Below are 14033 nucleotides of genomic sequence, written 5' to 3' on the forward strand. Positions count from 1 at the left end.
GATTAGTCGTCCTCGGCCGCAGTCTCGTTGCGCCAACGGATGCCGGTGTCGATGAAGCCGTCGATGTCGCCATCGAGCACGGCCTGGGTGTTGCCCACCTCGTGCTCGGTGCGCAGGTCCTTGACCATCTGGTACGGGTGCAGCACATAGGAGCGGATCTGATCGCCCCAGGAGGCCTTGATGTCTCCGGCGAGCGCCTTCTTCTCTGCCGACTCCTCGGCCTTCTTCAGCACCAGCAGACGGGACTGCAGCACGCGCATGGCCGCCGCGCGGTTCTGGATCTGGGACTTCTCGTTCTGCATGGAGACCACCGTGCCCGTGGGCAGGTGGGTGATGCGCACTGCGGAGTCGGTGGTGTTGACCGACTGTCCACCGGGACCGGAGGAGCGGAAGACGTCGATCTTGAGGTCGTTCTCGTCGATGTCGATGCTCTCGGTGCCCTCGAGCAGCGGGATGATCTCCACGGCGGCGAAGGAGGTCTGTCGGCGACCCTGATTGTCGAAGGGGCTGATGCGCACCAGACGGTGTGTCCCGGCCTCCACGGAGAGGGTGCCGAAGGCATAGGGGGCGTTGATTTCGATGGTGGCGGACTTCAGCCCGGCCTCTTCCGCGTAGGAGGTGTCGAGCACCTTCACGTTCCAGCCGCGGCGCTCGGCCCAGCGGGTGTACATGCGCAGCAGCATCTCGGCGAAGTCTGCGGCGTCCACCCCGCCTGCCCCGGAGCGGATGGTCATCACGGCGTCGTACTCGTCGTACTCACCGGAGAGCAGGGTGACGATCTCCAGGGATTCCAACGCCTTGTGGATGGAGGCGACTTCTCGGGTGGCGTCGGCGAGGACCTCCTCGTCACCCTCCTCCTTGGCCATCTCCACCATCATCTCGACATCATCGATGCGGGTCTCCAGTCGCTCCAGCCGCTCGAGTTCGGTCTGCGCGTGGCTCAGCTGGGAGGTGACCTTCTGGGCGTTGGCCTGGTCGTCCCAGAGATCTGGCGCGACGGCCATATCGCTGAGCTCGACGATCTGCGCCTTGAGCTTCTCTACGTCGGTGACCTCCGTGATGCGGCGCAGGGTATTGCGCAGGTCACGGATTGCGGTGGGGAAATCAGTCTCTGCCATAACAGCCCTACAGTACCGTCGACTGGGGTCTCACCGGTTGAGACTCACCCGGGCATGGGACTCCACGCTGATCGACACCTGTGCCGGAAGGATCGCTGAGACCATCGGCAGGTCGACGACGGCGGCCAGCTCCACATGCGCGGTCTCCCCCGCATCACTCACCCAGGCCCGGGAGACTCCGAGACTGCCGAACCGGCCGTGGGCGCCAGAGGTCGCGAGATAGTCCTCCGCCTGAGCACGAACCTGGCCACTGCTGACGCGCGGGGTTGGCGTCGGGCCGCCCTGTTCGGCCGCCTGTGCGGCGGCAGTGGCGGCGCCGTCGGCCGCGGAGAGGAGCTTCCGTGCCTCCAGGTTCACGGCTGTGGCGCCTGCCATCACCCCGACCAGAAGAAGCACGACCAACAACAGACCCAGGATCAGCACGGTGGACTGGCCTGCTTCTTCGCCGTGCGCCCTGCGGGCCAGTATTGTGCGACCCTCGCACTCCGGGGCCGGTCTGGCAGCCGGACGGAGCATCCCCATCTCAACCGGCCCGGACTTGAGTCGAAGTGGAGGAGACCGTGACCAAAGTCGAGCGCCAGCTTCCCATGTCAGGGATCAGCGGCAGCGGCACTCGGACCTCGACGGTGAAGGTCACGAGGTCCCCGTCCTCCTCGCAGCTGCCCCGCGGGCAGGACATGCTGATGGTCGTCTGCGGGGAGGAGATGCCGAAATCACCCAGTGCAGCGGCGGCGGCAGCGCGACTCCGCGCGGCGCGCGTCCCCGGCGCCACGTCTTCTCCGCCCAGGACATACATCTTGGCGGCCTGGTCCGATGCCCCGAGACTGGCATACGCGGCCGCCTGCACGGCAGCCACACCGAGGATGAGATAGACCACCGGGATCAGCACCAGCACGGCCAGCATGATGAACTCCACCAGGGACGAGCCTGACTCCTCATGGGGTGAGCCCAGCCGGCGCAGGAGCCGTTCACTCAAACTCATAGGCACCTCCGGTGACCTCAACCTGGCCCACACCGGGGACCATCCCCAGCACCGGCACCTGTGCCTTCACGGTGATCCTCAGAATTCGACCCTCCGCCTGCGCCACGTACTCGTAGCTCACCCCACCGGCGTAGCGGGAGGAGATGGAAGATTCAATCAGAGCGTTCGTCCGTTCGACTCCATCCTGAGCGGTCCTGTCCTCAAGCACCCCGAATCGGGCGCCGCTTGAAGCTGCATCGATCAAGGTGTTTCGGACATGCACCATCAGGGTCAGCTGGATGATCGCGAAACTGAGCAGCACCAGGAGGGCGGAGACCATCGCGAACTCAGCCGTGGCCGCTCCCCTCTGGCCATCGCTGCGTCCCGCCGACGAGCGCCCGGAGGAGTCAGCGAGAAACCTGATTGATCGCGTCATTGAACAGTCCTTGAAGCGCCGGTTGGGCTATCGCCAACAGGCCTGCCACGAGAACGGCACTCATCAAGGTGATCATCACCCAACCCGGCACGTCACCTCGCTCCTCTGCTTCCAGACGCAGCAACGTCAAGACCATGCCGTGGACCGGTTCTGTGGTGCCCTTCATCTTCTTCTCCTTCTTCCAGTGGCGCGGGACCGCGCGTGTGTTCTTCTGTGTGTTCTTCTGTGAGTTCTTCTGCGGGGAAGATCAGATCCCGATCTCGAGCAGCGAGAGCCCCGGATAGACCGCGAAGAGCACTGTCAGCGGCAGAACCCCGAACACCAACGGGACGAGCATGCCGATCTCCTTCTTCCCTGCCGTCTCCATCAGTTCTCGCCGCGCGAGCTCGCGAACATCCTGGGCCTGTGCGTGCATGACTTCGGCCAGCGGAGTGCCGCGCTCCATGGCCACGATGATGCCTTCAAGAAATCGCGAGATCGGTGCTGATCCCACTCGGGATGACATGTGCTTGAGCGCCGGGGTGAAGCCTGTTCCGGCCTGTGTCTGGTGGAGCACCAGAGTCAGCTCTGCGGCGAGTTCTCCTCGCGCGAGACGGCCGACGCGTTCAAAAGCCGCGGGGGCGCTCTCTCCTGCGCTGACTGAAAGTGCGATCATCTCCGCCACCGTCGGAAACTCCGTGAGCATGCGGGACTGGCGGCGACGGATCTGGCTGGTCAGCAGGTTCTCCCTGAGCGCGGCTCCCAGACCGGCCAGGACAAGAACGGTCACCACGGCGAAGGCTGCATTGAAGTTCCCGGTGAGAAAGCCCATCAGGCTCATCCCAGTCCCAAGGAGCGCCCCGAGCACTCCCAGTCCGAGCTGCTGGAGACGGTATTCATTCGGACCGATGCTGGAATTCGCCTGGCTGAGACGCTTCCTCAGCTCCCTGGTGTCCAGACTGAACCGGTCAAGCTGGCTGAGCACATGCTCGACGACCGGGGCCATGATTCTGCCCAGCGCTCCCAGCGCGACGGCTCCCTCCCGGGAGGTGTCGGCGAGCGCGAAGCGAGCGTCTGTGGAGCGCAGGTAGGGTGCCACGCGCGTCGTGAAGCTGGGTTGATTGGCCACCGGCAGGGCACGCAATACAGTGACCAGGCCCAGACCGAGCATCAGTCCGCCGATGAGCGCCCAGCCGGTGACCGTCGCACTCATGCGAGGACTCGGATTTCCCGCGGCAGTGCGCCTATTCGAAGCATCAGCTTGTAGCACACCAGTGATATCAGCAGCCCTCCGCCCAGCACAGCCATGCCGGTGGCATTCTGGTAGGCCTGCGCTGCTTCCTCCTGGAGGGCCAGCAGCAGCACCACGATCCAGGGTGTGGCCACCGCCAGTTTGGCGGCATTGACCGTCCAGGACTGACGCGCCTCCAGCTCGCTGCGCGTACGGGCGTTCTCGCGAAGGAAGTCGGCCAGCGTGCCCAGCAGCCGTCCCAGATCCGAACCGCCGACCTCCCGGGTGATCTGCAGCGCCACGATGATCCGGTCCCCCACCGGGTCCGCGAGACGCAGCTTCAGCCGCTCGAGTGCCGTGCCGAGGGAGTGTCCTGACCTGTAGTCCTTGGCGAACTCGACAAACGGTTCTCGGAGCGGCTCCGGACCTGACCTCCCGAGCTGAATGAGTCCTTCCGGAAGGGACATGCCGGAGCGCACCGCGGATCGCAGATGGTCCACCGCATCGGGCCAGACGTCGCGGAGCATGGCGCGTCGTCTCCCCGCCTGCCAGCGCAGAGCCACTATGGGTGTCGTCGCTGCGAACAGGCCGAAACACACGGCGATGGGGACTGCAGCGGTGAGTACCAGGACGATCAGAAACGCCACTGAGAAGCAGAGACAGACCGCAGTGGCCGCACCTGTGGCGGGGAGCTTCGGGTGACCTGCCTCATCGAGAAGTCTGCGCAGCGGAGGCCGTCTTCTCACCCCGGACGGCGTGCCTCTTCCTCGACGCGGCCAGAACGACGAGAAGATCAGCAGCAGTCCGAATCCGAGCGCGAGTCCCAGCAGCAGGCTCATCCCATCACCCCGGTGCGATGCAGCATGCCGTGTGCCTCAGGGGTGAGTTTAGGAAGATCGAACACCGCCGAGTCCGTGACATGGAGCACGCCGTCCCGCTGCTGGAACAGCAGCGAGGTCTCGATCGTCTCCGATTCCACTCGGCTTCCTACCGCAAGTATCTCCCCCACGTGGCGACGGCCGTCCCGTTCCCGAACGCAGTGCACCACGAGGTCGATGCAGGATGCCACAGTCGGAAGTATGAAGCTCCTCGAGATGTTCTCCCCGGCGAGAAGGGGGAGGGTGCATATCTTGGTCAAGGCGTCGTGGGCGCTGTTGGCGTGAACGGTCGCCATTCCTGGGAGGCCTGAGTTGAGCGCGATCAGCATGTCCAGACTCTCTGCTTCTCTCACCTCTCCGACGATCAGCCGATCCGGGCGCATCCGCAGAGCCTCTTTGACCAGCTTCCTGAGCGGGATCTCTCCCTCCCCTTCGAGGTTGGACTGACGACACTGGAGTCCGACGACGTCGCGCAGGGGCAGCTGAAGCTCAAAGATCTCTTCGACTGTGATGACACGTTCTCGTGGTCCGATCGCAGTGGATAGACAGTTCAACATCGTGGTTTTTCCGGCTTGGGTCGCGCCCGAGACGAGGATGTTCATGCCGCTGTCCACACAACCGCCCAGGAATGATGCTGCCGCGGCGCTCAACGAGCCTGTGCGGACGAGGTCGTCGAGGCTGCTGGCGCGGGAGATGAACTTACGGACGTTGACGGCCCAGTGCCGCCTGGTGATGTCCGGAATGACCACGTGAAGTCGTGAACCGTCAGGCAGCGTGGCGTCAACGAACGGAGAGGACAGGTCAAGTCCACACAAATGACAGATGACAGGTCTGAGGGCCTAGAGCATGGTGCTGCAGGGACTTCCTACCCTCGAAACGCCCGTGACCCATGCCGCGAGAACGGAGCGTATTTCACTCAGCCCTTGGCAAGACCATCCCAATCGCTCGGACCCTCAATATCGTGCAACTTATGCCCTTACTCCAATGAGCTGGTCAGGCGAGTGAGGTACTTACTGCAGCGTGCGGCGGTATTAGATTCCAAGGTCTCCATGTTGCATGTCAGTGGTTCGTGTCAGGATAAGAACATGAAAGGACGCAGCCAATACGAGGGGTTACGCATGCCGAGCATCCGTGCCGGCCGGACTCTAGGCGTGCTCCCACATGCTCACATCTGCGAAGGTGGAGTCGTCGAGCAAACAGTCCTAGGACTTTCGGTGAAGCATGCAGTGACAAGAGCACAGCGCCTATTCAGCCGAATAGTCCCCGTCCAGAATGGAATCTAATGACTCGACTTTGGCTGTTTTTATCATCGATTGCACCTGGGGTCATCGTGGTGGGGATCCGGGCCCTAGGTGAGTCGTGGATCGCGGGATCGATCACAATTTTGGTGGGCTTTCTGCTCATCCCCGCGGGGTTTAGAGCGATCCGCATAAGGAAGGATGTCGAGCCCATCCCGCTGAGCATCAGCGGTGTGAAGGATGAGAGCATCCAAGTGCCGACCTACCTGATCAGCCTAGTCTTCCCGTTCTTGTTCGTCACCATCAACGACCCCTGGAGCCTCACCGCATACGCGGTCTTCATAGTCTTCGTGGGCCTGATTCTGGCGCAAAGCGAGACTTCCCTCATCAATCCGATACTTCTTCTCCGCGGATTTAGGATCTACGACGCTACAACCGTAAGCGAAGGTTCCGTTACGATAATCTCAAAGAAGAAGCCGAGACCCGGATCACACGAAAACGGTTACGTGCTGTCTAACCACACTTATATTGTTCGCAATTCCTGATGGGAAGTCTCATGAGCGTTGGATACGACGAGTCCTTGAACGATCTCGATGTGGGGTCACCGACCCCAATAACCCTGGCCGTTGGTTGGACGGTCGGCAAGAACACGAAGATCCGTCAGGTTCTTCTTGGGAACGATGTCTCAGCCGAGTTTAGAAGAATCGCCAAGAACACTCTGGAGGACCTCAAAGAGCGTGAGCCAGCAGAGTGGACCCCAGACGCCGACCTTTCTCCCGAGACCTTCCTCATTCTTGACGCGGACGAAGTAGGAGAAGCACCAAGACTCACCAGTGACCACGATGGCAAGAGGTTTCTTGATGCTCTGTCGCAGGCGGAGAGGTTGGAGGCTATCAACCCGAAGCACCTACCCACTGGAGATGTGAGCTTCTACGCGCTCGTCTTTGGGGCACCAGATGACAGGACAGTATTCATCCGGCGCAGCAACCCCAGACGAGGTCTTAAGCGGGGGCGCATTTATTCAGTTCTCTCAGACACGCTGCAGACCCTAGAGGAGCCCATTTTTGCGTTCGACGAGTGGTTCGACCTCGTCTTACACCGAGACAAGGTCATGGTCCTGAGCCAGACCGTCTTTGCAGCATTCTTTAGAGACCAAGAGACCCTGGCCAAGAAGATTCCGGAATGGATCGGCCAGTTGGCTGAGCACGTGCCACTCGCCAGCTCAAGCCGTGACTGCCTCACAGAGCGAGTCTCGAAGGACTCACGGTTGAAAGCTAGGCTCGAAGCTATCGTTCGAAGAGAGCACCTCGCCTCCGTCACGACCGAGACATTGCGAACCGCAATGGAAGATAACGAGTTGGATCCCTCCACACTCTTGGACGAGGACGGAAACCTCACGCTCACCACCGAAGACGTACCGCAGGTGCTCTATCTTCTCAATGAAGACCTGTTCACTGGTTCACTGACCAGCACGGGCTTCCGAGCGGACAAGAAGGCCGCTAGATAGTTGATCGGTAGCGCCACCGCGTTGGCCCCGGTTCTACATCGGGGCCAACGTATGCGGAAATCCAAACCGGGTGTTATAGTCATCGGCAGCCGATAAATTAAAACGTAGAGACGAGTTGATCGAGCGCCACCCGCCCCCGGGCCGCGTGACCGCAGTACTTTCAACATTAGAGCGGCGACGCTCCGAAAAATCTCGACGAGTGGACAACGCCGCCCGGCGTAGCTGAAGCCTCTGTGAACGTCCGTTGAATGGACAGGCTCCAGGTCCCTCGAAGGTACAACCCTTCGAGGAACAGCTATGCCCGCAAGTGCTACACCCGTCCGACGATCAAGCTGCGACCAAGACCTAGGGCAGCAAACTTCCCATCTTCTCGGCAGCCAGACCGAGCACCTCACCGCGTCCACGGTAAGGGCGTCAGCCGGAGAATTTCACCAGTCTGCCACGACCCCTATTCATGTCGCTGCGAAACGGGTCGCTGCTGCGTTTCCCGCGCTCCAACCCCAGCAAAAAGCCGATGCAGCTTTCCTCCTCAGCTCGTCCCACCTCGGTGGTGAGTCAAGGTGATCGATTCGAACACACCGACCCCATCCATGGCTGTGCCTTCTTCCCCGAGCGATCCCCTTCCAGCGGAGAAGCCTCCCGAGTATCGGAAAAGCACGGCCCACCACGAGATTGAATCTTCTGAGAACGCCCTCGTTCCACTCGTTTTCAGTCCTCGAAGCCACGAAACCCCTTGTCGGGTGGGGGACACTGGGCTTGTGTCCCCCACCGTTGCGGACACTCGTTCCACTCGTTTTTCGGAGTCAGAGCACTCGTTTCCGGTCCAAACCGACGATTCAAAAGATGCGAGTACGGCTCTGCCAGAAGCACTGCAGCTTCTCGATCTGGTGGGAACTGACGAAGACCCCTACGCCGAAGGTGGTAAATGGGCCTACGCGAAAGACCACGGTGGCACCTGCTTCTTCATCACGAACAACGAGAAGCACGACAGCGGTCGGACGCTGCTCACTGAAGAAACCATCGAGAAGGCCCTCGGCAGGAAGGGCATGACCAAGTGGGCTTGGATTAAGCACGACCAAGACACTTATACCGCCAAAGAGGCCAAGAAGATCCAAGGAGCGGTGGAAGGTCATCCGAAGGCCGACCACTTCCACATCGTGCTCCTGCGCAAGTCGTTTGCCACTATCGCTCAGATCGCTCAGGCCTTCGGTGTTCCTCCCAACCAGGTGGAGCCGAAACCCCCCTCCGCATTTCTCGATCTGGTGGAGTATCTGACTCACGAGAACCCGAACCAGGTGAACCAGGGCAAGCACGTCTACGACGATTCAGAGGTGACAGCCAACTTCGACTGGCGGCCCGAGCTCGACGAACACAAACAGAACCGCGCTGCAGGCGGCAAGGGCAACAAAGACAAGAAGACCGTCGACCAGTGGGTCGAGCGGATCGCGGAGGGTGAGGCGACCCTAAAAGGAATCCGCACGGAAGCCCAGGCAGGGAAGCAACTGGCCCTCTACAACCGGAACCGCACGCTACTGAAGGACGCGCGTAGCGACTACCTGCTGCATCAGTCCCCACCACGGCGCAGGACGAACTACTACATCTGCGGCGTGAAGGGCAACGCCAGAAAAGGCCGCACGGGCAAGACGCAGCTCGCACGACTGTTCGCGCGCAGTTTATTCAGAGACTTCGACGCTGACGAGTGCTACCACGAGGCCAAGGACAAACGGGTCCCGCTTCAGACCTATAAGGGCCAGCCCGTGATCATTTGGGACGACTACAGTCCCGTCGACCTCATGGACGCACTGGGTGGACGAACTGGGGTGTGGCAGGTCTTCGATGACCACCCGGGCGCTGACGACGTAAACATCAAGTATGGGTCTGTGCGGCTGATCCACGAGGTGAACATCATCACCCGCGTAACCCCGTACCAGGATTTCCTCGATGGTCTGGCTGGGACGTTCACGGACAGATCCGGGGTCCAGCACAAAGCAGAGGATCCGAACCAGGCATGGGGACGATTCCCCATGGTCTTCGAGGTCACACAGGACTCCATCAGCCTCTTGGTGAACCAGGGGTTCATCGACGACACCGATGACTTCCGGGCGTTCAAGAAGGTCGCCACCATGCAGACCAGCATGAAGCAAGTCATGAGCGCACTCGACAGTGTCGAGGACGACGAAGAGCGTGAGGCGGCTCGGGCTCTGGTAGGCGAACGGCTGCTCGCCCCAATGCTCCAACAGCACGCGGCCCTGCAGCCCAATCCCTCTCGGACGGCCCAGGACGTCCTGGGTGAACTGCTGCCCAGCATCGCAGTCATCACCGGCGACGATTTGGCTGCCTTCGAGTCAGCCCAAGAGGCGCAGAACAAAGCTGCCCTGGATGCCCGGATCGAGGCCGCGAAGGCGGCGGCTGCCGAATCCTCCGGCGTTCCAGCAGACGACCTCATCAGGTTCAGGTCGCTACCTCCCACTGTGATGGAAGGCTGGATGACGCCGCACAGCTTCCCCTACTGAGACCACGCACCCACTAAGAAGGAGAGCACAACAATGACCGAGAACCCCGAAGAACTGGAATACGAGCACGAAGAACCCTGGCCCAATTGGGAGTGCGACATGGGACGCTGCCTGCACTACGAGTGTGTATTGGAGCGGGACGGAGATTTGGGCGATGGTGGCTTGGAGTCACGGCATGCATAGGAGCGTCGAGAGCATGGAGGAGAAACGCCGCAAGCTGGATCGCGAGATTCGAGCCGCCAAACGCGCCCAGGTCAAGCAGGAGAAAGAAGCCCTGCTGTCCTCACGCCAGGATCTTGGCGTATGGCTCGCGGTGTCGGTAGGCGCTGAGAGGCCTGAGACTGTAGAGCTGCTGAAACTTGCCCTGGATGCCGACAGGGTGAGGCAGCATCTCGCCCGCGAGATCGGCACGACGGTGCCGGACACTTTCGGGGCTGCTGCTGAACTCGTGGAGGCAGAATCTGCGGACACTTCCGCGCCTGACTCTGGAGCCTTGGTGCCGCCTCCTTCGGACGGACGCTTCGGATCCGAAGCCTCGCCATGATGGCGGAACCGCTCCCCTCCAGGGGAGGCCCTCGGCGGAGGCAGAGCCCTGCTCTGAGAACCGCAGGGGGCTTCCCTGTATTCTGGTCAGAAGGACCAGACCCAGCCTTACGCTTGCGTAAGGGTACTGGGTTACTCTTACAGGTAAGATTAGTAGTAGAGGCTCCATAAACGGGCGCAGGGTTCCCGCTTGTGGAGGACTACCAATCTTGACTGGAAGAGGTGCACGAGGTGACCGGATGGACAACGAGTTACCGATGGAACGGTGTCACGAGTGACAACGTTGCGGGCCTGGTGAACCACCACGCTCGGGATGTAGACCGGGCCAATGGGGTCGAGGTCAAGCACTCCAACGACCGGGTCAACCCAGCGCTGACTCATCTCAATGAAACGTTGGTCAACGATGGGACGGGTCGAATGATCTTCTGCACCACCTCCAAGCAGTGGCTCGCCTTCATGAAGAAGCGTCTGGCTGAACTGCAGAACACTCGCACGCTCAAGGACGGTTCAGTCGTCAACGTTGCACATCGGAAGGATGCCAACGTTGCTGTCGATGTCGTCATGCAGTTGGATCCAGCTTTCACTGGACCTACCGAGAACATGACCTCGGAGAAGCGGGCAGAAGTTGATCGACTCATGGACGTCATGATCGAACAAGCCACCACGCACGCCGGACCTGAGAACGTGATCGGCTACTCCAAACACTGGGACGAATCTTCCCCGCATATCCAGATGCTCTACGTTCCCGGAACAGAGGACGGGAAGCTCTCGATGAAACAGAAGCTCGGCGGCAAGGACGGACAGAAGTCTGCTCAGGCTCACTATGCGCAGATGCATGATGACATGAGAGAGAGCCTTCAGGACGCCGGTTACGACGCCACTATGGTGCGGGTCGATGCTGGGCGGCCCCATCGCAAGCTCAAGGACTTTAAGGACTTCAAAGAACGTGAGAAGGCTGTGGAACTTCGCGAAGTCGCGCTTGAAGAACGGGAACACAACCTTTCCCGTGGTCTTTCAGACCTCGCCAGCATGAAGGCAGAGACCCGTAGCAACCTCGATGAGTCCGAGAACCAACTTTCCGTAGCGATCAGGTCTCGCTCAAAAGCCAAGAACGAAGGTCACGCGGCCGGAGTAGCTCAGGGACTCACTGAGGGGCGTGCTCAGCTCACCCGCGAATGGGGTGCCCTCAACTCGCAGCGAGAAGCAGTGCGCCAACAGCTTCTCGCGCTGGAGAAGTTCGAGCGCGAACGCGAGATCGAATGGAACGCCGCTATTGCAGGGGCGAAGAACCCGCCACCTTGGAAGAGCTTCTTGAAGAAGCTCCCCGAGCCGTATCAGAGGTCCTATGCCAAGTACGCCGAGAGCTTTGAAAAGCAGGCGAACGAGGTACTCAGGCCCAAGAAGTCCTATGAGCAGGCTGTAGCTGAACTAAGCGCAAAGACCGGCCACTGGCGTGAGTCAAGCGATGGCCACCATGCGCAGAGGGAGTAATCAAGTGGCATCTAGACGCCAGCAGGAAGTTCTACTGCTCGCCCACAACGGTGGTCGGACTCGAATCTCTCCTATTGTGATTCCCCAACTGGGATGATCGGCATGCACGCCACCCGTTCTGAGGACCACCTGGCCCCGCGCTTCGACACCGGCTTAATCTCGATAGTCATAAGAACCCGGACTATGGCCTTCTGGGTGTCTATCGGGGCCGCCAGAAACGCCGCCGCAGGGTTCTGAGCGGCAAGCACGGCCGAGGTCGTTGAACTGCTCAATGCTCGGGAGATCTGCGCATCGACCTGAGCCATCTCCGATTCCACGTCGCGCTTAACCTCGTTGTACTCCGGTCCGGAGAGGTAGCCCGCTTTGTAGTCGTCGAAGTGCCGCCGCGTGTCTATGCGCAGCGCTTCCCGACGTTTCCGGTATCTGGCAAGACCCTGATTCCCTGGTTCCATTCGCGCTGCGATATCCGAGTCGTCCAGCAGCTCAACAACGACGGCTCGAACAAACTCATCAGTCTTGTCTGTAGAGATGGTTAGGTGGGCTGCCGAAGTACAGCGGTAGAGGTGCTTCCTCTCTTGCTTCGGCTTGGAAGAGTCTCCGTAGGGGGCCGTGCGCATGCTGCTTCCACACTTGCCACACTTGTACAAACCACTTCCCAACCAGCGCGCATCGTTGCCATTCTGCCTCAGGCGCGATGGGTCTGTGAGCTTGGAAACCGCTGTTCGCCAGTCACTCTCCTCCACGATGGCAGGCCAGACGGCTCTACCTAGAACCTCAAATTCACGCCGACCGCTATCCCTGGTCGCCCTCCTCTGTGGGGTGCCGCGTGCGGATAGACCCGCATTTCGTGGTCTGACCAAGACTTCCTTCAACCGAGAATAGGTCCACTCTTTGCCCGACGAGGTCCTCTTACCCTTGCTGTTCAAATCCCTCGCAATGGCGGCCAACGTACGGTCAGCAATGACAGCAGTCGTGGCGTACCGAATAACGGCCGCTTCGTCGTCCCTGACCACGATGCCGTTCCCCTCGAACCCATAGGGACGCGGGCCGCCACGGTACTTTCCAGTCTCGACCATCTGCTTCTTGGCACGAATCATGCGTTCCCGCGCACGATCGACCTCGTGTTGGGAGGCCGCACCTAGCATTCGAGCCACCATCCGGCCGGAGGAGGTGGTCAGGTCGACCGCGCCTTGCGAGACCGTCTGGATCTCAACTCCGTACTTCTCTACGAAATCAACGAAACGTTCGAGTTCTGCGGCCCGTCTATGGAGCCGGTCAGGGTGATAAACAAGGATGCCGTCTATCTGTCCTGTCTCTACAGCGCCAAGCATTGCCTCGTATTGCGGGCGACGACGACCGCTGTGGGCACTGACATCGTTGTCAACGAACACGGCGGATACATTCCAACCAAGCCTGGCGGCGAGAGCCCGGCAGTCTTGCCCTTGGCGCTCGACACCGAGACTCTCCCCTGTCGAATCTCTTGAGATTCGAGCATAAATTGCAGCTCTCACTTCCGGCATGTGGCAACTGTATGACACGATCCACCGCATATGTCATATTGCTGGCATAGACAGGTCCAGGCGCCGGCCGGAACTCTTGAGCATGCGTTCAACGAGATCCCGAATGCGAGATTCGGTCAGCGTGATCGAAGTCAGCTCGGAGCGGCCCTCGCGGGCCACGAACACCTCACTGGGCCCGTTGATCCACAGCTCCTCTATGGAGGCGTCCTCGAGGAGCGGCTGCAGCTCTCCGAACCCGGCGACGGCATCGACGATGTGCTTCACCGCCTTCTCCACGGGACCGATGAGAGGCAGGGCGGTCACCATGGAACGCCGATCGTATTGAGTCACGGCGACTTCGACGAGAGCTCTGACGCCATGGGGGTTCTCTGCAGGGTCAAGTCCGCGTTGGCGGATCTGTTCCCGCACTTCGTCTTCAACGATCGTCAAAGCATCCACCGGCTCGGCCTCATCCCTGATTCCAGCGTGCTGAGATCACGATAGCCAGCTATGCCGGGGCCCGCCAGAGATTGTTCAATTCCTGTGGACAATTCCTTGTGCCCGCCTGGGATCTCCACACCACCTCGAGTCCCCCACGGGACGTCATCGCCTGCTTCTAATCTCTGGACACAGCGGCAC

At 60.7% G+C, this 14033-nt stretch carries 13 protein-coding genes and 2 pseudogenes; 5 read left to right on the forward strand and 10 right to left on the reverse strand.

The features are described from left to right. Positions 1 to 2: 2 nt before the first annotated feature. The 8 genes and pseudogenes from prfB to H4W27_RS07200 form a co-directional block, all read right to left on the reverse strand. Positions 3 to 1118, reverse strand: a complete 1116-nt coding sequence (gene prfB / locus H4W27_RS07165; RefSeq protein WP_192595316.1) for a peptide chain release factor 2 — start codon at positions 1116 to 1118, stop codon at positions 3 to 5. Positions 1119 to 1148: 30 nt separating this feature from the next. Further along, positions 1149 to 1634, reverse strand: coding sequence for a pilus assembly protein TadG-related protein (locus H4W27_RS07170; protein WP_192595317.1), 486 nt, complete (start codon positions 1632 to 1634; stop codon positions 1149 to 1151). 7 nt (positions 1635 to 1641) lie between these two features. Further along, positions 1642 to 2100, reverse strand: coding sequence for a hypothetical protein (locus H4W27_RS07175; RefSeq protein ID WP_192595318.1), 459 nt, complete (start codon positions 2098 to 2100; stop codon positions 1642 to 1644). Next, the gene (locus H4W27_RS07180) at positions 2087 to 2515 is read right to left on the reverse strand and encodes a TadE/TadG family type IV pilus assembly protein (protein ID WP_192595319.1); all 429 of its coding nucleotides are present in this window, start codon (positions 2513 to 2515) and stop codon (positions 2087 to 2089) included. Before H4W27_RS07180 ends, H4W27_RS07175 begins: the two co-directional genes overlap by 14 nt. Then, on the reverse strand, positions 2487 to 2681 hold the full coding sequence (locus H4W27_RS07185) for a hypothetical protein (protein ID WP_192595320.1): 195 nt from the start codon (positions 2679 to 2681) through the stop codon (positions 2487 to 2489). Before H4W27_RS07185 ends, H4W27_RS07180 begins: the two co-directional genes overlap by 29 nt. A gap of 81 nt (positions 2682 to 2762) precedes the next feature. Beyond that, the gene (locus H4W27_RS07190; protein WP_192595321.1) at positions 2763 to 3707 is read right to left on the reverse strand and encodes a type II secretion system F family protein; all 945 of its coding nucleotides are present in this window, start codon (positions 3705 to 3707) and stop codon (positions 2763 to 2765) included. Then, a complete protein-coding gene (locus H4W27_RS07195) occupies positions 3704 to 4564 on the reverse strand; it encodes a type II secretion system F family protein (protein WP_192595322.1) in 861 nt (286 codons plus the stop codon). Before H4W27_RS07195 ends, H4W27_RS07190 begins: the two co-directional genes overlap by 4 nt. Then, positions 4561 to 5409 (reverse strand): annotated as a pseudogene (locus H4W27_RS07200) (CpaF family protein); the annotation flags it as partial. The gene H4W27_RS07195 and the pseudogene H4W27_RS07200, both read right to left, overlap by 4 nt. 476 nt (positions 5410 to 5885) lie before the next feature. Between H4W27_RS07200 and H4W27_RS07205 the strand changes: the two are divergent. The 5 genes from H4W27_RS07205 (at position 5886) to H4W27_RS07225 (ending at position 11895) form a co-directional block, all read left to right on the forward strand. Next, entirely contained in the window at positions 5886 to 6386 is a 501-nt protein-coding gene (locus tag H4W27_RS07205; RefSeq protein ID WP_192595323.1) for a hypothetical protein, read from the forward strand. 11 nt (positions 6387 to 6397) lie between these two features. Then, positions 6398 to 7348: a hypothetical protein gene (locus H4W27_RS07210; protein WP_192595324.1), complete on the forward strand. Its 951-nt coding sequence runs from the start codon at positions 6398 to 6400 to the stop codon at positions 7346 to 7348. A gap of 758 nt (positions 7349 to 8106) precedes the next feature. Next, on the forward strand, positions 8107 to 9861 hold the full coding sequence (locus H4W27_RS07215; protein WP_192595325.1) for a Rep family protein: 1755 nt from the start codon (positions 8107 to 8109) through the stop codon (positions 9859 to 9861). A 196-nt stretch (positions 9862 to 10057) separates the two neighbouring features. Further along, positions 10058 to 10405 carry a hypothetical protein gene (locus tag H4W27_RS07220; RefSeq protein ID WP_192595326.1) on the forward strand — a complete coding sequence of 116 codons (348 nt, stop codon included), beginning with the start codon at positions 10058 to 10060 and terminating at the stop codon, positions 10403 to 10405. A 221-nt stretch (positions 10406 to 10626) separates the two neighbouring features. Then, positions 10627 to 11895: a plasmid recombination protein gene (locus tag H4W27_RS07225; RefSeq protein WP_192595327.1), complete on the forward strand. Its 1269-nt coding sequence runs from the start codon at positions 10627 to 10629 to the stop codon at positions 11893 to 11895. Positions 11896 to 11966: 71 nt separating this feature from the next. Here the strand turns inward: H4W27_RS07225 and H4W27_RS07230 are convergent, their stop codons facing one another. Together H4W27_RS07230 and H4W27_RS07235 are read right to left on the reverse strand one after the other, a co-directional pair. Continuing rightward, positions 11967 to 13415, reverse strand: a complete 1449-nt coding sequence (locus tag H4W27_RS07230; protein WP_192595328.1) for a recombinase family protein — start codon at positions 13413 to 13415, stop codon at positions 11967 to 11969. Positions 13416 to 13451: 36 nt separating this feature from the next. Further along, a pseudogene (locus H4W27_RS07235) lies at positions 13452 to 13853 on the reverse strand (CpaF family protein); the annotation flags it as partial. Between the last annotated feature and the right edge of the window lie 180 nt (positions 13854 to 14033).

The organism is Nesterenkonia lutea, assembly GCF_014873955.1.
GTDB classification, from domain to species: domain Bacteria; phylum Actinomycetota; class Actinomycetes; order Actinomycetales; family Micrococcaceae; genus Nesterenkonia; species Nesterenkonia lutea.

Excerpts from the sequence above, each read along its gene's own strand:
- H4W27_RS07220 (WP_192595326.1), top strand. The coding sequence starts at position 10,058 with ATGGAGGAGAAACGCCGCAAGCTGGATCGCGAGATTCGAGCCGCCAAA.
- H4W27_RS07205 (WP_192595323.1), top strand. The coding sequence starts at position 5,886 with ATGACTCGACTTTGGCTGTTTTTATCATCGATTGCACCTGGGGTCATC.
- H4W27_RS07190 (WP_192595321.1), bottom strand. The coding sequence starts at position 3,707 with ATGAGTGCGACGGTCACCGGCTGGGCGCTCATCGGCGGACTGATGCTC.
- prfB (WP_192595316.1), bottom strand. The coding sequence starts at position 1,118 with ATGGCAGAGACTGATTTCCCCACCGCAATCCGTGACCTGCGCAATACC.
- H4W27_RS07210 (WP_192595324.1), top strand. The coding sequence starts at position 6,398 with ATGAGCGTTGGATACGACGAGTCCTTGAACGATCTCGATGTGGGGTCA.
- H4W27_RS07230 (WP_192595328.1), bottom strand. The coding sequence starts at position 13,415 with ATGCCGGAAGTGAGAGCTGCAATTTATGCTCGAATCTCAAGAGATTCG.
- H4W27_RS07175 (WP_192595318.1), bottom strand. The coding sequence starts at position 2,100 with ATGAGTTTGAGTGAACGGCTCCTGCGCCGGCTGGGCTCACCCCATGAG.
- H4W27_RS07185 (WP_192595320.1), bottom strand. The coding sequence starts at position 2,681 with ATGAAGGGCACCACAGAACCGGTCCACGGCATGGTCTTGACGTTGCTG.
- H4W27_RS07170 (WP_192595317.1), bottom strand. The coding sequence starts at position 1,634 with ATGCTCCGTCCGGCTGCCAGACCGGCCCCGGAGTGCGAGGGTCGCACA.
- H4W27_RS07195 (WP_192595322.1), bottom strand. The coding sequence starts at position 4,564 with ATGAGCCTGCTGCTGGGACTCGCGCTCGGATTCGGACTGCTGCTGATC.
- H4W27_RS07180 (WP_192595319.1), bottom strand. The coding sequence starts at position 2,515 with ATGACGCGATCAATCAGGTTTCTCGCTGACTCCTCCGGGCGCTCGTCG.